This is a genomic window from Pseudomonas bijieensis (genome assembly GCF_013347965.1).
Lineage (GTDB): Bacteria > Pseudomonadota > Gammaproteobacteria > Pseudomonadales > Pseudomonadaceae > Aquipseudomonas > Aquipseudomonas bijieensis.
The window spans coordinates 410,855-429,940 of sequence record NZ_CP048810.1 but is presented as its reverse complement, the minus strand read 5'-3'; the positions used below and the strand labels follow the sequence as shown (position 1 = coordinate 429,940).

Genomic DNA, 19,086 nt, shown 5'->3' with positions numbered 1-19,086 from the left:
CGCACCACCATGAAAACCTTCAAACGCACGTTACTCGCCGGCGCCCTCGCCCTCCTGTCTCTCCCGGTCATGGCCGATGCGGCCCACCCGAAGATCGGTTTTTCCATCGATGACCTGCGCCTGGAACGCTGGTCGCGGGACCGTGACTACTTCGTCGCGGCGGCGGAAAAACTCGACGCCAAGGTCTTCGTCCAGTCCGCCGATGCCAACGAGCAGAAACAGATCTCGCAGATCGAAAACCTGATCTCCCGTGGCGTCGATGTGATCGTCATCGTGCCGTTCAACGCCACCGTGCTGACCAACGCCGTCGCCGAAGCCAAGAAGGCCGGGATCAAGGTGGTGTCCTATGACCGCCTGATTCTCAACGCCGACATCGACGCCTACATCTCCTTCGATAACGAAAAAGTCGGCGAGATGCAGGCCAGCGGCGTGTTGAAAGCGGCGCCCAAGGGTAACTACTTCCTGCTCGGCGGCGCCCCTACGGACAACAACGCCAAGGTCCTGCGCGAAGGCCAGATGAAAGTGCTGCAACCGGCCATCGACAAGGGTGACATCAAGATTGTCGGCCAACAGTGGGTCAAGGAATGGAACCCCACCGAAGCATTGAGCATCGTGGAAAACGCCCTGACCCGGAACAACAACAAGATCGATGGCATCGTCGCCTCCAACGACGCCACCGCTGGCGGCGCGATCCAGGCCCTGGCCGCGCAGAAAATGGCCGGCAAGGTACCGATCTCCGGCCAGGATGCCGACCTCGCCGCAGTCAAGCGCGTGATCGATGGCACCCAGACCATGACCGTCTACAAGCCACTGAAACTGATTGCCTCCGAAGCCGCCAAGCTCTCGGTGCAACTGGCGCGTAACGAGAAACCCAGCTTCAGTTCGCAATACGACAACGGTAGCAAAAAGGTCGATACCATCCTGCTCACCCCGACACCGTTGACCAAGGACAACATCGACCTGCTGGAAAAGGATGGGTTCTACACCAAGGCGCAGATCGCCGGGCAGTGACCAAAGCCCGGATCTTTGGTTAAGCAAAGATCCTGTGGGAGCGAGCCTGCTCGCGATGACGGCAGCACATCCACTATTGATGCCTGCTGACCCATCGCCATCGCGAGCAGGCTCGCTCCCACATGCCCTGTGACTTGACTGGCATCGGGGTGATGCCTGAGCCCTCTTTATTCGAGCCCTCGCCATGTCCGACTACCTGCTGCAAATGAACGGAATCGTCAAAACCTTTGGCGGTGTCAAAGCCCTGAATGGCATCGACATCAAGGTCCGGCCGGGTGAGTGCGTCGGCCTGTGCGGCGAGAACGGCGCCGGCAAGTCGACGCTGATGAAAGTCCTCTCGGCGGTCTATCCGTATGGCACCTGGGACGGCGAGATCCTCTGGGACGGCCAGCCACTCAAGGCGCAATCGATCAGCGAAACCGAGGCCGCCGGGATCGTCATCATTCACCAGGAACTGACCCTGGTCCCCGACCTGTCGGTGGCCGAAAACATCTTCATGGGCCACGAGCTGACGCTGCCCGGCGGGCGCATGAACTACCCGGCGATGATCCACCGCGCCGAAGCCTTGATGCGTGAACTCAAGGTGCCGGACATGAACGTCTCGCTACCGGTTTCGCAGTACGGCGGTGGTTACCAGCAATTGGTGGAAATCGCCAAGGCACTGAACAAGCAGGCACGGCTGCTGATCCTCGATGAGCCCTCCTCGGCCCTGACCCGCTCGGAAATCGAGGTGCTGCTGGACATCATCCGCGACCTCAAGGCCAAGGGCGTTGCCTGCGTGTACATCTCCCACAAGCTCGATGAAGTGGCCGCCGTGTGCGACACCATTTCGGTGATCCGCGACGGCAAACACATCGCCACCACCGCGATGACCGAGATGGACATTCCGAAGATCATCACCCAGATGGTCGGACGAGAAATGAGCAACCTCTACCCCACCGAACCCCATGAGGTCGGCGAGGTGATTTTCGAAGCACGCCACTTCACCTGCTACGACGTCGACAACCCCAAGCGCAAACGAGTCGACGACATTTCGTTCGTGCTCAAGCGCGGGGAAATCCTCGGCATCGCCGGGCTGGTTGGCGCCGGTCGCACGGAACTGGTCTCGGCACTGTTCGGCGCCTACCCCGGGCGCTACGAAGGCGAGGTCTGGCTGGGCGGCCAACAAATCGACACGCGCACGCCCCTCAAGTCGATCCGCGCCGGCCTGTGCATGGTCCCCGAAGACCGCAAGCGCCAAGGCATCATCCCGGACTTGGGCGTCGGCCAGAACATCACTTTGGCGGTGCTGGACAACTACTCGAAACTGACCCGCATCGACGCCGAAGCCGAACTGGGCAGCATCGACAAGGAAATCTCGCGCATGCACCTCAAGACCGCGAGCCCGTTCCTGCCGATCACCAGCCTCTCCGGTGGCAACCAGCAAAAAGCCGTGCTGGCGAAAATGCTCCTGACCAAACCCCGCGTGCTGATTCTCGACGAGCCGACCCGCGGCGTGGACGTCGGCGCCAAGTATGAGATCTACAAGTTGATGGGCGCGCTGGCGGCCGAAGGCGTGTCGATCATCATGGTCTCCTCGGAACTGGCCGAAGTGCTGGGGGTATCCGACCGCGTGCTGGTGATCGGCGAAGGCCAGTTGCGCGGCGACTTCATCAACCACGAACTCACTCAGGAACAGGTGCTCGCCGCCGCACTCAGCCAGCCCGATGGCCATAACAATAATGATCGGAAGTCCGCGTAGATGAATCAGGTCAAACAACTTTTCAGCCGCTACAAAATGCTCGCCCTGGTGATCGCCGTGGCGGTGATCTGGCTGTTCTTCAGCTGGCAGACCGAGGGCGGGTTCGTGACCCCGCGCAACCTCTCCAACCTGCTGCGGCAGATGTCCATCACCGGGATCCTCGCCTGCGGCATGGTGCTGGTGATCATCAGTGGCGAGATCGATCTGTCGGTGGGTTCATTGCTTGGGCTGCTCGGTGGCCTGGCGGCGATTCTCGATGTGGTCTATCACATCCCGCTGCTGGCGAACCTGAGCCTGGTGGCCTTGTGTGGCCTGGTGATTGGCTTGGGCAACGGCTATATGACGGCCTACCTGCGCATCCCGTCGTTCATCGTCGGCCTGGGCGGCATGCTTGCCTTTCGCGGCATCCTGCTGGGGGTGACTGGCGGCACCACCATTGCCCCGGTGTCACCGGAGCTGGTGTACGTCGGCCAGGGTTACTTGCCGCACACGGTCGGGACCGGGCTCGGCATCCTGCTGTTCGCCCTGACCCTGTTCCTGACCTGGAAACAGCGGCGCAACCGCGCCCTGCATGGCCTGGCGGCGCACTCATTGGTGCGTGACGTATTGCGCGTGGTGCTGATCGGCGCGGTGCTGGCCGGGTTCGTCTATACCCTCAACAGCTACGATGGCATCCCGGTACCGGTGCTACTTCTGCTGATCCTGCTGGGGGTGTTCAGCTATGTCACCAGCCAGACCGTGTTTGGCCGACGGGTCTATTCGGTAGGCAGCAACATGGAAGCCACACGCCTGTCCGGCATCAACGTACAGGCCGTGAAGCTGTGGATCTTCGGCATCATGGGCGTGATGTGCGCCCTCGCTGGCGTGGTCAACACCGCGCGCCTGGCCGCCGGTTCGCCCTCGGCGGGCAACATGGGCGAACTCGACGCCATCGCCGCCTGCTTCATCGGCGGTACCTCCATGCGCGGCGGCTCCGGCACGGTCTACGGTGCCCTGCTCGGCGCGCTGGTGATCACCAGCCTGGACAACGGCATGTCCATGCTCGATGTCGACAGTTATTGGCAGATGATCGTCAAGGGCAGCATTCTGGTGCTGGCGGTGTGGGTGGATGTGAGTACGCGCACGGGTCGACGCTAGTGGTCAGGTCAGCCGATGAATTGGCGATACACCAAATCTCAGCCCTTGCTCCTCAAATTCCGCAGTTGGAAACCGAGGCAGTTGCAGAGGGTTTCAGGTTCCTCACCCGTTTGGTAACAGATTGGAAAAACGGCTCCAATCGGTTCGACCGCCCCGGTGAAGGGCTTTTTGGAGCCTTCTGCAATGGGCAACTGATTGCCATAGGTGGTCTTTCTTGCGATCCCTATGTCGGGCCGGATACCGGTAGACTACGCCGGGTGTATGTCGCACCTGCTTCAAGGCGCCAGAGCGTGGGTAAGGTTCTGGTGAAACACCTTCTGGAATATGCGGCCCTGAATTTCCGTGTCGTTCGCCTGTCCACGGATACACCGCAGGGAGCCGCATTTTACTTGCGCTGCGGATTCCAGCAGGTCCAGGACGATTCTGCGACGCATGTCATGTCATTTGTAGATGCCACCTGATCACGGCGCCCCCCATGTTCATCAAACCCTTCTCCATCGATATCCCCGAACACGCCCTTGAAGAGCTGCGGCATCGCCTGAGGAACACCCGGTTGCCGGAGCCCTTGGCCGGGCAAGGTTGGGACGAGGGTATGGACATGGACGTGCTTGGGGAGCTTCTCGCCTATTGGTCGGGCGCGTTCGATTGGCGCGCCCAGGAAACGGCGCTCAATCACTTGCCGCAATTTGTCGCCGACATCGGCGAGCAGCAGGTCCACTTCATTCATCAGCGAGGCGTCGGGCCGAATCCGATGCCTCTCATCCTCACCCATGGCTGGCCCGGCTCGTTCATCGAGATGCAGCGCATCATCCCACTGCTGACGGACCCTGCCAGCCATGGCGGCGACCCTGCGGATGCCTTCGATGTAGTGGTGCCGTCGCTGCCCGGCTACACCTTTTCCGCGCCGTTCAAGCAATCCGGCATGGGGCCTTATGAAGTGGCCGGTTTGTGGGGTGAGTTGATGACGGGGCTCGGCTATGAGCAGTTTGGCGCCCAGGGCGGGGACATCGGTGCGGGCGTGTCGAGCTGGCTCGGCGTACGGTTTCCCGGGCGGGTGACCGGCATTCACCTCAATTACATCCCGGGTTCCTATCGCCCTCCTCTTGGCGAAACCGAGCCAGCGCTGACGGAGGCGGAAACGACCTTCCTGCAACGCGCCGCTGCATTTGCCGACGCCGAAGGCGCCTATGGGCACATCCAGCGAACCAAACCGCAGAGCCTGGCGGTGGGCCTGAATGATTCACCGGCAGGACTCTTGGCGTGGATGGGCGAGAAGATCCTGTCCTGGTGCGATACCCACCCTGCCATCGATCGTGACTGGCTGCTGACCAATGTCACGCTGTACTGGCTGACGAACTGCATCGGCTCGTCGTTTCGCCAGTATGTGGAAGGTAGCAAGCGGCCGTTGCTGTTCAACCACGGTGAACGGCTGAAACCGCCGGTTGGGGTTGCGCTGTTTCCCAAGGAACTGCCCATGCCGCCAAGGAGCTGGGTGGAGCGCTGCTGCGACGTGAAGCATTGGACCGTGATGCCCCGGGGGTGGTCACTTTGCGGCGTTGGAACAGCCGGAGTTGTTGGCGGAGGATATCAGGGTATTTTTTCGCAGCTGTCGCTAGAAATCCAGAAAGTACTCACCCCTCCGGCGGTGATTTGGCCTTCTGAAAAACTCGTAGGAATTTACCTTTGTGGCGAGGGGATTTATCCCCGCTGGGCTGCGAAGCGGCCCCAAACCAGACACCTTATTTCGCCAGGTATACCGCAGGCACCGGTTTTGCGACTGCTGCGCAGCCGAGCGGGGATAAATCCCCTCGCCACAGGGGGCGCGTGCGTCCTACAGGTCGGTTGTGGGTACCGGGATCGACTTCTATAGTTGGGTCGTCGCTGGCTTTGGCCGGTGGCTGGGTTTCGCAGCCCTCGATGAAAAAGATCTAATACCGTCAAATGAAATTCAGGCAAACTTGCCCGCGTTCATTTTATGGCGGTTGTGCGCGGGAGACTTTCGGGTCTGCCGAGTTTTTGGATTCTTTCCTCGGTCTGCGAACCCTCGCGCAACTGCCACCCATTTGATTCGCAGCAAAAAGGTGGCATTTCTTCTTTCTTAAAAGGAATTCAACCTCATGACAACTCACTCATCCAGCCGCTTCACCCCTCTCACCCAAACAGCCACCACCCACCCCGTCCTGCTGATCGACACCCAAGCCCCACTCCCCGAACTCCACGCCTGCGCCAGCGAACGCCTGCACGCCACCCTCGATTACCTGACCTTGGTCGCTTGCAGCAGCCTGCGTGATTCGGCAACGAGCGACATCAACACCATCACCAACGTCGCCCGGATCCTGGTGCAGGATGTGGCGGATGTGTTTGGCGTGATCGAGCGGCGCGGCCTCGAAGCCTGATCCCTTTTGTGGCGAGGGGATTTATCCCCGCTGGGTTGCGAAGCGACCCCAAAACCAAACACCGCGCTGCAACAGGTGAACCGCGTTGACCGGTTTACGACTGCTACGCAGCCGAGCGGGGATAAATCCCCTCGCCACAAGAGATCGCATGCGCCCTGGAAACACGCTTGCCAAACCCGAAGGTGTGAAGCTACTGTCAGCACCATGAACCTTCCAAAGATTGCCTCGACCACCACAACCACGACCGCCAAGGCGGGTCGTGAGGTGTCGTGAGTTAGCAATACACGAATCCCAAAGGCCCGCCAGCGATGGTAAGGGCCTTTTCTTTTGCCCTTGCGTCGCTGGCCCAAACGCAAGGAAAGCACCATGCATGCTCTGTTGATTCTCGATATGCAAGTTGGGTTGTTCCATGGCTCCGATAAACCCTGGGCTGGAGAAGCGCTGCTCAACACGCTCAATGGCCTGTTGATCAAGGCTCGCGAAGCCGGTGCACCGATTTTCCTGGCGCGTCATGTCGGGCCACCCGGCTCGCCCATCGAACCGGCAAGTCCATTGACGCAATTGGTGCAAGAACTGCGGTTGGAAGGCGACGAGGTCATCTTCGAAAAAAGACGCCCTAATGCTTTTGCCATGACCGACCTGGGCAATCGCTTAACGGCCTGTGGCGCTGACGGCGTGGTCATCACCGGAATGAAGACCCAATACTGTGTCGACAGCACCTGCCGCGCGGCCCGGGACTTGGGCTTCGACGCGGTGTTGATCGCCGACGGGCATACGTGCATCGACACCCCTGAATTGGCGGCAGAAATGATCATCGCCCATCACAACGCAACACTGGCCGGCCCTTTCTGCCGAGTTGTTTACGCTCAAGAGTGGAGTTTCTAATCCATAGCAATCACCGACAACGTCCGTGCGCCTTTGCCCACTCACTCACCAGAAAACAACCAAAAATCCATTAAGAGATCGACTATGACAAAGGTAAATCAAAGCCTTGGTTGTGCTGCGCTTCGCTCCGTTTCGCCAGCGTCAAGAATTCGAAATTTGACACTACAAAGCCATCACCTATCGTTCCTCTCGAGCCCGCACCCAGGGACCGGGTGGCCCGGACGCCTTTGTAGGCGCGGTCTTCAATGTCATTACCCTCAAGGAGCAACAAAATGTCTGGAGCGACCCAAACCATTGATGTGCTCGTCAACGTTGACGCCGACTACCTGCTCGCCCACCCCAATGACGTAGGCGGTGCGATTGCCATGCTGGTGACCCGCAGCGCCATCGACAGCCACGCCAACATCAGCAGCGGCGAAGGCGAAGGCGGTAACGAGTTGTGGTTCGATGTAAACCCCGGCGACATCATTCGCTGGCGCGCCACCACGCTGTCGCGCAATTTCGACCGCATCGCATTGATCAAAGACATCGAGATCGGCGACCCTCACCAGGGCGGTGATTACAAGGGCACCATTTCCAAACCGACACCGTTTAACATCCCCGGCATCCCTGTGCCCTATCTGGACAACGGTGCCCCCGGCGGTATCGCCAAAACCGATGTGACCTATACCTTCTGGCAGTCCACTGCGCTGAGCCCAGGAAAGCTCTGGTACCAAATCTACTTCGTTCTACTGGACCGTAACCTGAACCAGATTGGCCCGACCAACACTTGGGACCCCTATGTCACCGTCAATAACCAATAACTGAAACGCACGCAGCCCCGGCCGATTCCCTTCGTCGTTGACGAGAGCGCCGGTCGGGGCTGTGCAGGTTCTACAGGACTTTGCTCCTACGACTAAGCCGCTTTTTCAAACTCCATTAATGCCGCCAACACCAGCGGGTGCAGGACCGCGTCGGGATGTTTCGTTTGCCAGGCCATCAACTCGCGACACATGGCCGGCGTCCAGAAGCTCTTGATGTGCTGGTACACGCCACGCACCGCCACTGCCTTGTCCGGCTCGCTGGCGAAGTACTGGCCGATCTGGTTGGCCATCTTGATCAGGCTTTCAGAACTCATCGACGCACCTCGGCTCTCTCGGCATGGCGGCGTTCCTTCAGCAGACGCCCCTGTTCATCACTGAACGCCTGGTAGCGTTTCTGCCATTCCGAAGGTTGGCTGACCCGCACGATTTCGACCGCCGTCACCTTGTATTCCGGGCAGTTGGTGGCCCAGTCGGAGTTGTCGGTGGTAATCACGTTGGCGCCCGATTCAGGGAAGTGGAACGTGGTGTAGACCACACCCGGCGCCACTCGCTCGGTCACCTTCGCCCGCAGTACGGTCTGCCCGGCACGACTGCCGATACCGACCCAGTCGCCATCGACAATCCCCCGGTTCTCGGCATCGGTCGGATGGATCTCCAACCGGTCTTCCTCGTGCCAGGCCACGTTGTCAGTACGCCGGGTCTGGGCGCCGACGTTGTACTGGCTGAGGATGCGTCCGGTGGTCAGCAGCAGCGGATAGCGGTTGTTGACCTTCTCTTCGGTGGGCACGTAGCCGGTGAGCATGAAACGCCCTTTGCCGCGCACGAACTGATCGATGTGCATGGTCGGCGTACCGTCCGGCGCAGCATCGTTGCAAGGCCATTGCAGGCTGCCATGACGCTCCAGTTCGGCGTAGCTGACGCGGCTGAACGTCGGCGTCAGGCGGGCGATTTCATCCATGATTTGCGAAGGATGGTTGTAGTGCATCTTGTAGCCCAGGGCGTCGGCCAGGGCGATGGTGGCTTCCCAGTCGGCCTTGCCGGCCAACGGGTCCATCACCTTGCGAACGCGGGAGATGCGGCGTTCGGCGTTGGTAAAGGTGCCGTCCTTCTCGAGGAACGAACTGCCCGGCAGGAACACGTGGGCGAACTTGGCCGTCTCGTTGAGGAAGATGTCCTGCACCACCACGCACTCCATGGCGCTCAGGGCGGCAGTCACGTGTTGGGTATTGGGATCGCTCTGGGCAATGTCCTCGCCTTGGCAATAAAGCGCCTTGAAAGTGCCGTCCAGGGCCGCCTCGAACATGTTCGGAATGCGCAGGCCCGGATCAGGTTGCAAGGTCACGTTCCACGCCTGTTCGAACTGGGCGCGCACCGTTTCGTTGGAAATATGCCGATAGCCCGGCAGCTCGTGAGGGAACGAGCCCATGTCGCAGGAACCCTGGACGTTGTTCTGTCCACGCAGCGGGTTCACCCCGACACCTTCGCGACCGATGTTGCCGGTCGCCATGGCCAGGTTGGCGATGCCCATGACAGAGGTACTGCCTTGGCTGTGCTCGGTGACGCCGAGGCCGTAGTAAATGGCCGCGTTGCCGCCGGTGGCGTAGAGCCGTGCGGCGGCACGGATCTGCTCGGCAGGCACACCACACACCGGGCCCAGGACCTCGGGGGAGTTTTCCGCCAGGCTGACGAAATCACGCCAGCGAGCGAAGTCCGCCGCCTCGCATCGCGCCTCGACAAAAGGCTGGTCTATCAAGCCTTCGGTGGCAATCACATGGGCCAGCGCGTTGAGCATCGCCACGTTGGTACCCGGGCGCAGTTGCAAGTGCAGGTCGGCGCGGGCATGGGGTGAATCCACCAGGTCAATCCGGCGCGGGTCGATGACAATCAAACGAGCGCCCTGGCGCAAGCGGCGCTTGAGCTGGGAGCCGAACACCGGGTGCGCGTCAGTGGGGTTGGCGCCCATCACCAGGATGACGTCGGCCTTCATCACCGAGTCGAAATTCTGGGTCCCGGCGGACTCGCCCAAGGTCTGCTTGAGACCGTAACCGGTGGGCGAATGGCAGACACGGGCGCAGGTGTCGACGTTGTTGTTACCGAACGCGGTGCGCACCAGTTTCTGCACCAGGTAGGTTTCTTCGTTGGTGCAGCGGCTGGAGGTGATGCCGCCGATGGAGTCACGCCCGTACTTGAGCTGGATCCGGCGCAATTCGCTGGCGGCGTAAGTGACCGCCTCGTCCCAGCTGACTTCCTGCCACGGGTCGTTGATGTGCTTGCGGATCATCGGCTTGGTGATGCGGTCTGGATGCGTGGCGTAGCCCCAGGCAAAGCGACCCTTGACGCAGGAGTGGCCATGGTTGGCCTGGCCATTTTTGTCCGGGACCATGCGCACCAGTTGTTCGCCTTTCATCTCGGCACGGAACGAACAGCCCACGCCGCAGTAGGCACACGTGGTGATGACACTGCGCTCCGGCTGGCCGATCTCCACGACGCTCTTGTCGATCAAAGTCGCCGTCGGACACGCCTGCACGCAGGCGCCGCAAGACACGCATTCGGAATCGAGGAAATTGTCACCGCCGGCCGCCTCCACCCGGGAATCGAAACCACGTCCGCTGATGGTCAGGGCGAAGGTGCCCTGGATTTCCTCGCAGGCGCGCACGCAGCGGCTGCACACGATGCATTTGCTCGGGTCGTAGTCGAAATACGGGTTGGAAACGTCCTTGGCCTCGGCCAGGTGGTTGGCGCCTTCGTAGCCATAGCGCACTTCGCGCAGGCCCACCTGCCCCGCCACGGTCTGCAATTCGCAGTTGCCATTGGCTGGGCATGTCAGGCAGTCCAGCGGGTGGTCGGAAATGTACAGCTCCATCACGTTGCGCCGCAGCGTGGCGAGCTTGGAGGTTTGCGTGCGAACCACCATGCCTTCGGTGACCGGCGTGGTGCAGGAAGCGGGATAGCCGCGCATGCCATCGATCTCCACCAGGCACATGCGGCAGGAGCCGAAGGCTTCCAGGCTGTCGGTGGCACAGAGCTTGGGAATGGTAGTGCCGAGCATGGCGGCGGCACGCATGACCGAGGTGCCGGAGGGAACGCTGATTTCGCGCCCGTCGATGGTCAGGCTGACCTGCACGTCGCTGTCGCGTGCCGGGGTGCCCAGGTCGATATCGGTGCTGGGGTCGAAGATGTTGATCATTGGTCGGCCTCCGTGGTCGCCAGACCGAAGTCGGCGGGGAAATGCTTGAGGGCGCTGGCGACAGGGTAGGACGTCATCCCACCGAGGGCACAGAGCGAACCGTATTGCAGGGTGTCACACAGATCCTGCAGCAGCAGGGCCTGTTCCTGACGAGCACCCACTTCCGTGCTGGCGATCAAGCGATCCACCACTTCCACCCCACGGGTGGAGCCGATCCGGCATGGCGTGCACTTGCCGCAGGACTCCTCGGCGCAGAACTGCAAGGCGAACCGGGCCATCTGGGCCATGTCCAGGCTGTCGTCGGCCACCACCACGCCACCATGGCCGAGCATCGCGCCCATGGCGGCGAACGCCTCATAGTCCAGCGGCGTATCGAATTGCGCAGGCGGCACCCAGGCGCCCAGCGGCCCACCCACCTGTGCAGCCTTCAGCGGGCGACCGCTGGCGGTACCGCCGCCATAGCCTTCCACCAATTCGCGCAGGCTCAGGCCGAAGGCACGTTCCACCAGGCCGCCGTGACGGACGTTACCGGCCAGTTGGAACGGCATCGTGCCAAGGGAACGGCCCATGCCGAAGTCGCGATAGAACTGCGCACCCTTCTCCAGGATGATCGGCACCGAGGCCAGGGTCACCACGTTATGCACCAGCGTCGGCAGCCCGAACAGGCCTTGAATGGCAGGCAGTGGCGGTTTGGCGCGAACCGTGCCGCGCTTGCCCTCCAGGGACTCCAGCAGCGCCGTTTCCTCGCCACAGATATAGGCACCCGCCCCCACACGAACCTCAATGTCGAAGGCGCAGCCGCTGCCGCTCACGTTCGCCCCCAGGTAACCGGCGTCACGGGCAATGCCCAGCGCTTCGTTCAGCGTGCTGATGGCGGCCGGGTATTCCGAGCGCACGTAGATGTAGCCCATGGTCGCGCCTATGGCGATGCCGGCGATGATCATGCCTTCGATCAGCAGGAAGGGGTCGCCTTCCATCAACATGCGGTCGGCGAACGTACCGGAGTCGCCTTCATCGGCGTTACACACCACATACTTCTGTACCCCCGCGGCATCGCGCACGGTGCGCCACTTGATGCCCGCCGGGAATGCCGCCCCGCCCCGACCGCGCAGGCCGGAATCCAGCACGCTGGCGACGACATCCGCGCCATCCATCTGGATGGACCGGGCCAGGCCGAGGAAGCCGCCTCGGGCACGGTAGTCATCCAGGGACAGCGGTTGCGTGATGCCGGCGCGAGCGAACAGCAGGCGCTGCTGGCTCTTGAGATAAGGAATGTCCTCCACCGGCCCCAGGGCCAGCGGATGGCTGCCGGGATCGCCTGCCAGCGCATCCAGCAGGCTCGGCACATCGGCCGGTGTGACGGGACCAAAACCCAGCCGGACACCGGCACTTTCAAGCTCCACCAGCGGTTCCAGCCAATAAAGGCCACGGGAACTGGTGCGCAACACCTCCAGCGGCAGCCGCCGACGTTCAGCCTCACGAGCCAACGCATCGGCCACCTTGTCCGCGCCCACGGCACGGGCCACCGAATCGCGGGGGATACAGAGCGTCAGCATGCGCCCTCCTCCATGCAGTCATTGACCAACTGACGCAGACGCTCGGGCGTGATCCGGGCATGCAACTCCCCGTCCAGCTCCAGGGCCGGCGAGCAGACGCAGGCGCCCAGGCAATAGACTGGCCGCAGGCTGATGCTCCCATCGGCGCTGGTGCCGTGATCGTCCAGCGCCAATTGCTCACGCAACTGCGCAGCCAGGGCTTCGGCGCCCATGCTCTTGCAGGATTCGGCCCGGCACAGGCGCAGGGTATGGCGCGCCGGCGGCGTGGTACGGAAATCGTGGTAGAAACTGATGACCCCACGCACTTCGGCCAGGCTGAGGTTCAGGGCGTGGGCGATCTCCGGGACGGCATTGTCGGGGATATATCCGCAGCCGGCCTGGATGGCATGGAGAATCGGCAGCAAGGCACCGGGGGTGTCCTTTTCGCGCGCAAGCACGCTATGGATCAAAGGCAGGTGAAGCGTCTCATCAGGCATAAACGTACCTCGGCATCTCGAACGCCACCGCTGCATAGCGGCAGCCGTCCGGAGTCTTGGCTGCGGCGTCCGGCCCACGTCACGGTAGCGTGGCACATCCGATCGCCATTCTCGCTCTCCGGCCAGGTGTCTTTGGCGCACCTGGTCCGGGGCATCCTCACAGCTTGCCACTCCCGGGGGTTGGCGATTGCACATGGACGACGAAACGTGTTCTGAAAGCGACTACTTGAAAGCCGTAGCCGTGAATCAGCGTTGCCCGAACTCGATAGACATACGCCGGATCCGCTTATGAACGGTCACTCGCCCTTAATGGGCTTGGCGCAATGCATTGGCAACCAACGTAAATGCAGGCGAAGGTTGCCGCCGACTGGGGTAGTACAAATAGTAGCCTGAAAACGGCGGGCACCAATCTTCGAGCACGCGCACCAGCCGCCCCTCTTGCAGGTGGGGTTCAAACTCCTCCTCAGGCAGGTAGCCAACGCCCAGCCCGGCCACCGCCGCCTGCACGATATGAGTCGACGTGTTGAAAATGAGCTGGCCGTCTACCCGCACGTTCACCTGTTTGCCTCGCCGCTCGAAATCCCAGACATAAAGCCCACCCGAGGTCGGCATACGCTGGTTGATGCAACGATGGATCATCAGGTCGCGCGGATGCTCGGGAACGGTGCGAGTGGCGAAATACGCTGGCGAAGCCACCGCAGCCATCCGCAACGCAGGGCCGATAGGGACCGCAACCATGTCCTTGTCGATGGTATCGCCCAGGCGCACGCCTGCATCAAAGCGATCCGCCACGATGTCTCGAAATCCGTAGCTGACATCGAACTCGACGTTGATGTCCGGGTAATCGTGTAGCAGCCCGACCAGTTTGGGCAGCAGGGTCGTGCGCAGGACATGATCGCCGCAAGTGATGCGTACGGTGCCAGCGGGCTTGTCGCGCATGTCCGTGAGCATATCCAGTTCGGCTTCAATCTCATCGAAACGATTACCGATGGCCTGCAACAGCCTTTCACCGGCAATGGTCGGCGAAACGCTGCGGGTGGTCCGCGTCAGCAATCGGATCTGCAAGCGTGCTTCCAGGCCCCTGATCGCCTGACTCAGTGCAGATTGTGAGACCCCCAGCGTCCCGGCAGCTCGCGTGAAGCTGCCTTCGCGCGCCACCGTGACGAAAGACAGCAGATCGTTAAGGTTTCTTTTGACCATGGCAACAGCACTTCAAGCAGATTGATTAGCCCTGCTTATAGCCTTGTTAAGCACTCATTAGCTAGTCGCATAACTGCTCCCAAGTCACCATGAACCCTATGAACAGAAACAAATGCCCCGTTGCGATGAGATCGGCCCGGCTCGGTTTGCTGACGGTAATGCTCGTGCTTGGCGGCTACGCAACGATCAATGGTGCCGCGTTGGCATCTTCAAAAGGGGAGAAAATGGCGATGTGGATGACCGTCGGCGAACAACACTTCGCCATCACCTTGGCCGACAACGCTGCCGCCCGCGCGTTTGTCACGTTGTTGCCGCTGACGTTGGAGATGAGCGACCTCAACCGCAACGAGAAATACGCCCCCCTTCCCCAAGCGCTGCCTGCCGAAGCCAGCAAACCGGGAGCGATCCGCAATGGCGACCTGATGCTGTACGGCACGGACACCCTGGTCGTCTTTTATACGAACTTCAACTCGACCTACGCCTACACGCGCCTGGGGCAAGTGGACGCCACCGCGAAACTGGCTCAAGCGCTGGGCCGGCGGGATGTGCAAGTGACGTTTTCCCAACACTGATGACTCCGCATCAACAGGATTCCCAATGAAAAAGATCATCGTTTTACTCACCCTTCTCGTCTGTTCCCTCTCAGCAATAGGAGCCGATATGTCCAACGGCGCAGATAACTTTTATTCCAGCGACGACCTGACCGTACAGAAGGTCAATTTCAAGAACCAATATCAAATGAACGTGGCAGGCAACCTGTTCATTCCGAAGAAACTCAATGGCAAGACAAGAAATCCAGCGATTGTCGTAGGCCACCCGATGGGCGCGGTCAAGGAGCAGAGCGCGAACCTCTATGCCACGAAAATGGCGGAAAGAGGCTTCGTGACCCTCTCCCTGGACTTGTCATTCTGGGGCGAAAGCGAGGGGCGCCCGCGCAATGCCGTCTCGCCGGATATCTATGCCGAGGATTTCAGCGCCGCAGTGGACTTTCTCAGCGCCCAGCCTTTCGTCGACAAGGAGCGCATTGGCGCCATCGGCATCTGTGGCAGTGGCAGCTTCGTGATCAGCGCAGCCAAGATCGACCCGCGCATGAAAGCCATCGCAACGGTGAGCATGTATGACATGGGTGGCGTCAATCGCAATGGATTGAAGCATTCCCAAACGCTCGAACAACGCCGGGCGATCATCGCCCAAGCCACACAACAACGTAATGTGGAGTTCGCAGGCGGCGAAACGCTTTATACCAGCGGTACGGTGCATCAGTTGGACGACAATACTCATCCTATCCAACGTGAGTTTTATGACTTCTACCGCACCCCGCGCGGCGAGTTCACGCCATCCGGCTCGTCCAGAGACCTGACCACGCACCCGACGCTGACCAGCAACGTCAAGTTCATGAATTTCTACCCGCTCAATGACATCGAGACCATTTCGCCTCATCCGATGTTGTTCATTGCCGGAGCCGATGCACACTCCAGGGAGTTCAGCGAGCAAGCGTATAAACTCGCCGGTCAGCCGAAGGAACTTGTCATCATCCCCGGCGCCGGGCATGTCGATCTTTACGACAGGGTCAACCTCATTCCTTTCGACAAATTGACGACCTTCTTCCAGAGCGCCCTGAAGTAATACCTGGCCCAGTCGATTCATCCACAAGTGACCTATCGATCTACCCCCGCTTAAGCTGCCTGAACACCTGCGGCTCCCAAACGCGCATCGCCAGCAACAGCGCAGTCCCACGTTTTTCGGACAGCGGCGCGGTCAACGATTCGTTATGAAGCGCCGCCAGTTTGCTGCGCAACTTGTGGATGTCGACTTGCAACTGGGCGTAAGCGGGCTGGGTCAGCATGCCATGGGCAAAGTGCAGGGTTTCATCGGGGACGTCGAATCGGCTCGCCATGAAATCCGGCAAACCCTGTCGCAGGAAGAACCCTCGGATAGGGCCGTCCGGCAGCCAATCGAAATCCCGCGCGACCAGCAACCTGATGCGATTTCCCGGCTTCAGGTCCGCCAGGCCCATCCGCTCCAACACCAACAAATGCTTGATGCACTCGGCTTTTGACACGCAGTAGGCAGACACCATGTCTTCCAGTGACCAGTGATTCAGCGCACACACCGCCACCAGCAATAACTTTTCGTTTGAGACCAGTTGCGCTTCCTGCTCACGCGTCAGCATCTGCAGGCGTGGGGCCGACCGCTCTGCCTCTTGAAGCAATTCCGCCATCGTCAGGCCCAGCAACTCACAGAGTTGGGCCAGGCGTTCGAGCGTCAGGCGACCGCTGGCGAGCAAACGCTTAACGCTGGGCTCCGACAGGTCGAGCGCTTGGGCAACGTCCCGATAGGTCATGCCGGCGGCCTTGAGGCGTTGCTTCAGGGTGGAGATGAGTTGAGTAATCTGGGTCATAAGTATTGATATCCGATACCGTCGGTATCAGCTTAGCGAAATACGCACGAACAAGTTGCGAATTACGCAACCACCTCCCCATGCTTGAAGCTCAACAGAGCCGAGAGGTCAGCATGTTCAGCAAAAATGCAGCGCACGTTTCTCCAACATCAGGCGGACCATCCATGGTCGATCTGCAGATTGGCGATATGGTGTTCATCCGGGTCACCGCGCGGCCCTTCCTGGAAGTCGCCAATGCGACGAACTCATGGACGAACCATGTGGGTGTGGTGGTCGACAACCATGGTGGTGAGCCGTTGATTGCAGAAAGCACGTTTCCGCTTTCGCGCACCACCTCGCTCACCCGGTTTATCAAGCGCTCCGAGCATGGACGCTGCACAGTGGCGAGGCTCACGCGGCCACTCACCGACACGCAACGCAAGGCGCTTCAGAACGCCGCCGATCATCGGCTGGGTACGTTCTATGACACCGGCTTCAACATAAGCTCGCGGCGCCAGTTCTGCTCTCGTTTCGTGCGTGAGGTGATCGATGAAGCGACGAACCTCCAGCTCGGTGAGGTGGAGACGTTCGCGACCTTGCTGCAAGATAATGCCGATCCGAACCTGGCCTTCTGGCGGCTGTGGTATTTCGGCCGAATTCCTTGGCGACGTCGTACCGTCACGCCGGCCAGCCTGCTTCAAAGCCCGGACGTGCGTGTCATTTTCGATTCACAACTGAGTGACACCGCATGACCAACGATGCACAGGTGTTTGACCCTTCAAGATCGTCGCCCTGTCTCACCCGGCGCAGCCTGCTTCAGGCAGGCATGACCGGGGTTGCCTTCGGCGTGCTGTCGCCTTGGTCGTCCTGGGCAGCCTCTTCGGGCGTCCTGGTCAACGATGTGACACGACTCAACCCGGTCTGGGTGAATCGCCTGCTGGCTCCGCGCACCACCGATGAGATCCGACAGGCGTTGGCCCTGTGGGCAGGCCCGGTGAGCATCGGGGGTGGTCGCTACAGCATGGGTGGACAGATTGCCACCGAAGACAGCCTGCACCTCGATATGCGTCAGTTCAATCAAGTCATCCGCTACTCACCTGAGCAAAAGGTCATACGCGTACAGTCAGGAATGCGCTGGCGCGACCTTCAAACCGTCATCGACCCAGACGATCTTTCGGTAAAGATCATGCAGAGCTACGCCAACTTCACCGTCGGCGGGGCGCTGTCAGTCAACGCTCATGGGCGTTACGTCAGTGCCGGCCCGATGAACAACTCGGTATGCGCCTTGCAACTGGTGCTCGCCGACGGTTCAGTCGTGGAAGCCTCTCGCACCACAAATACCGACCTGTTTCACGCAACCATCGGTGGCTATGGCGCGATGGGCGTCATCACAGAAATCGAATTGGAGCTGGCATCCAACGTCACGATGGAACGCCAGGTACACCACATGCCGGTTGCCGATTACCCTAAATTTTTCAATGAGCAGATCCGCGGAAACGATCAGGCAATCCTGCACAACGCCGATCTGGCGCCGCCCAACTTTGACCAGGCCACCGCCATCACCTGGTACGCCACGGAAAAAGCGCTGACCGTCGAAGATCGGCTGGTTGCACCGGGGCAATCGTACACATTCGATCAAACCATCATGTGGGGCGTGGCCAGACTCCCCGGCGGCCCGTTGCTTCGCAAGGATGTGGTCGATCCATTACGCTACCTCAGCCACCCGGTGGTACGCCGCAATTACGAGGCCAGCCGGGACGTCGCCTCCCTCGGACCGATCGCTACCCGCAATAGCACCTACGCGTTGCAGGAATATTTTGTACCGGTGGCCCACCTCAACGCGTTTGTCATGCAAATGGCCGATCTACTCAAGGTGCATGACGTCGATGCCATCAACATTTCCATCCGGCACGCGCCACCCACCCCTGACTCGTGCCTGTCCTGGGCACGGGAGGAAGTCTTTTCATTCGTACTTTATTACTGGCAACACGTTGGCGTGGCCGACCGCGAGAAGGTCGGCGTATGGACACGCGAACTGATCGATATTGCCCTGGCGTTTGGGGGCACCTACTACCTGCCCTATCAGTTGCATGCAACGCGACAACAGTTCTCGCGGGCCTATCCCGGGGCGCAACGGTTGTTCGCACTCAAGGCGCGGTTCGATCCGCAGAAACGATTCCGGAACAAGCTTTGGGATAAGTATTACGTGGGATAGCGTGGCCGGAGGACGGGGGCCAGGTCCACGGATCTCTCCCGCGACAGACCTCGGCTGCCGCCTCGCCACAAGAAGCAAAATCATCACTATGCTACCCAC

18 protein-coding genes are annotated in these 19,086 nt (G+C 60.6%); 12 read left to right on the top strand and 6 right to left on the bottom strand.

Features of this window, described 5'->3' with window-relative positions:
* The first annotated feature begins 9 nt into the window (after window positions 1-9).
* The 8 genes from xylF (at window position 10) to GN234_RS01760 (ending at window position 7,973) form a co-directional block, all read left to right on the top strand.
* On the top strand, window positions 10-1,011 hold the full coding sequence (xylF, locus tag GN234_RS01795; protein ID WP_109753000.1) for a D-xylose ABC transporter substrate-binding protein: 1,002 nt from the start codon (window positions 10-12) through the stop codon (window positions 1,009-1,011).
* Between the two features lie 184 nt (window positions 1,012-1,195).
* Window positions 1,196-2,752 (top strand): D-xylose ABC transporter ATP-binding protein, encoded by a 1,557-nt coding sequence (xylG, locus tag GN234_RS01790; protein ID WP_109753001.1) that lies wholly within the window; start codon window positions 1,196-1,198, stop codon window positions 2,750-2,752.
* Complete coding sequence (locus tag GN234_RS01785; protein ID WP_176687727.1) at window positions 2,753-3,889, top strand: sugar ABC transporter permease; 1,137 nt, start codon at window positions 2,753-2,755, stop codon at window positions 3,887-3,889.
* Entirely contained in the window at window positions 3,889-4,350 is a 462-nt protein-coding gene (locus GN234_RS01780) for a GNAT family N-acetyltransferase (protein ID WP_176687726.1), read from the top strand. The genes GN234_RS01785 and GN234_RS01780 overlap by 1 nt, the downstream gene beginning before the upstream one ends.
* 14 nt (window positions 4,351-4,364) lie before the next feature.
* Window positions 4,365-5,759, top strand: a complete 1,395-nt coding sequence (locus GN234_RS01775) for an epoxide hydrolase family protein (protein WP_233459519.1) — start codon at window positions 4,365-4,367, stop codon at window positions 5,757-5,759.
* A 247-nt stretch (window positions 5,760-6,006) separates the two neighbouring features.
* Window positions 6,007-6,285 (top strand): fructose-bisphosphate aldolase, encoded by a 279-nt coding sequence (locus GN234_RS01770; RefSeq protein WP_176687725.1) that lies wholly within the window; start codon window positions 6,007-6,009, stop codon window positions 6,283-6,285.
* Between the two features lie 366 nt (window positions 6,286-6,651).
* The gene (locus GN234_RS01765) at window positions 6,652-7,170 is read left to right on the top strand and encodes an isochorismatase family protein (protein ID WP_176687724.1); all 519 of its coding nucleotides are present in this window, start codon (window positions 6,652-6,654) and stop codon (window positions 7,168-7,170) included.
* A 272-nt stretch (window positions 7,171-7,442) separates the two neighbouring features.
* Complete coding sequence (locus tag GN234_RS01760) at window positions 7,443-7,973, top strand: AidA/PixA family protein (protein WP_163858383.1); 531 nt, start codon at window positions 7,443-7,445, stop codon at window positions 7,971-7,973.
* 92 nt (window positions 7,974-8,065) lie between these two features.
* Here GN234_RS01760 and GN234_RS01755 read toward each other — a convergent pair whose 3' ends face one another.
* The 5 genes from GN234_RS01755 to GN234_RS01735 all read right to left on the bottom strand — a co-directional run bounded on the left by GN234_RS01755 (window position 8,066) and on the right by GN234_RS01735 (window position 14,392).
* The gene (locus GN234_RS01755) at window positions 8,066-8,287 is read right to left on the bottom strand and encodes a formate dehydrogenase subunit delta (RefSeq protein ID WP_109753008.1); all 222 of its coding nucleotides are present in this window, start codon (window positions 8,285-8,287) and stop codon (window positions 8,066-8,068) included.
* Window positions 8,284-11,160, bottom strand: a complete 2,877-nt coding sequence (gene fdhF / locus GN234_RS01750; protein WP_176687723.1) for a formate dehydrogenase subunit alpha — start codon at window positions 11,158-11,160, stop codon at window positions 8,284-8,286. Before fdhF ends, GN234_RS01755 begins: the two co-directional genes overlap by 4 nt.
* Window positions 11,157-12,716, bottom strand: coding sequence for a formate dehydrogenase beta subunit (locus tag GN234_RS01745; protein WP_176687722.1), 1,560 nt, complete (start codon window positions 12,714-12,716; stop codon window positions 11,157-11,159). Before GN234_RS01745 ends, fdhF begins: the two co-directional genes overlap by 4 nt.
* Window positions 12,710-13,192 carry a formate dehydrogenase subunit gamma gene (locus GN234_RS01740; protein WP_109753011.1) on the bottom strand — a complete coding sequence of 161 codons (483 nt, stop codon included), beginning with the start codon at window positions 13,190-13,192 and terminating at the stop codon, window positions 12,710-12,712. Before GN234_RS01740 ends, GN234_RS01745 begins: the two co-directional genes overlap by 7 nt.
* 306 nt (window positions 13,193-13,498) lie before the next feature.
* On the bottom strand, window positions 13,499-14,392 hold the full coding sequence (locus GN234_RS01735) for a LysR family transcriptional regulator (RefSeq protein WP_109753012.1): 894 nt from the start codon (window positions 14,390-14,392) through the stop codon (window positions 13,499-13,501).
* A gap of 125 nt (window positions 14,393-14,517) precedes the next feature.
* Between GN234_RS01735 and GN234_RS01730 the strand changes: the two genes are divergently transcribed.
* Window positions 14,518-14,964, top strand: a complete 447-nt coding sequence (locus GN234_RS01730; RefSeq protein WP_176687721.1) for a cyclophilin-like fold protein — start codon at window positions 14,518-14,520, stop codon at window positions 14,962-14,964.
* 25 nt (window positions 14,965-14,989) lie between these two features.
* The gene (locus tag GN234_RS01725) at window positions 14,990-16,018 is read left to right on the top strand and encodes an alpha/beta hydrolase (protein ID WP_176687720.1); all 1,029 of its coding nucleotides are present in this window, start codon (window positions 14,990-14,992) and stop codon (window positions 16,016-16,018) included.
* 40 nt (window positions 16,019-16,058) lie between these two features.
* Here the strand turns inward: GN234_RS01725 and GN234_RS01720 are convergent, their stop codons facing one another.
* The gene (locus tag GN234_RS01720) at window positions 16,059-16,793 is read right to left on the bottom strand and encodes a helix-turn-helix domain-containing protein (RefSeq protein ID WP_163858376.1); all 735 of its coding nucleotides are present in this window, start codon (window positions 16,791-16,793) and stop codon (window positions 16,059-16,061) included.
* A gap of 113 nt (window positions 16,794-16,906) precedes the next feature.
* On the opposite strand from GN234_RS01720, the gene GN234_RS01715 reads away from it, so the two are divergent.
* Together GN234_RS01715 and GN234_RS01710 are read left to right on the top strand one after the other, a co-directional pair.
* Window positions 16,907-17,524, top strand: coding sequence for a YebB family permuted papain-like enzyme (locus GN234_RS01715; protein ID WP_233459518.1), 618 nt, complete (start codon window positions 16,907-16,909; stop codon window positions 17,522-17,524).
* Window positions 17,521-18,987 (top strand): FAD-binding oxidoreductase, encoded by a 1,467-nt coding sequence (locus GN234_RS01710; protein WP_233459517.1) that lies wholly within the window; start codon window positions 17,521-17,523, stop codon window positions 18,985-18,987. Before GN234_RS01715 ends, GN234_RS01710 begins: the two co-directional genes overlap by 4 nt.
* Window positions 18,988-19,086 lie beyond the last annotated feature (99 nt).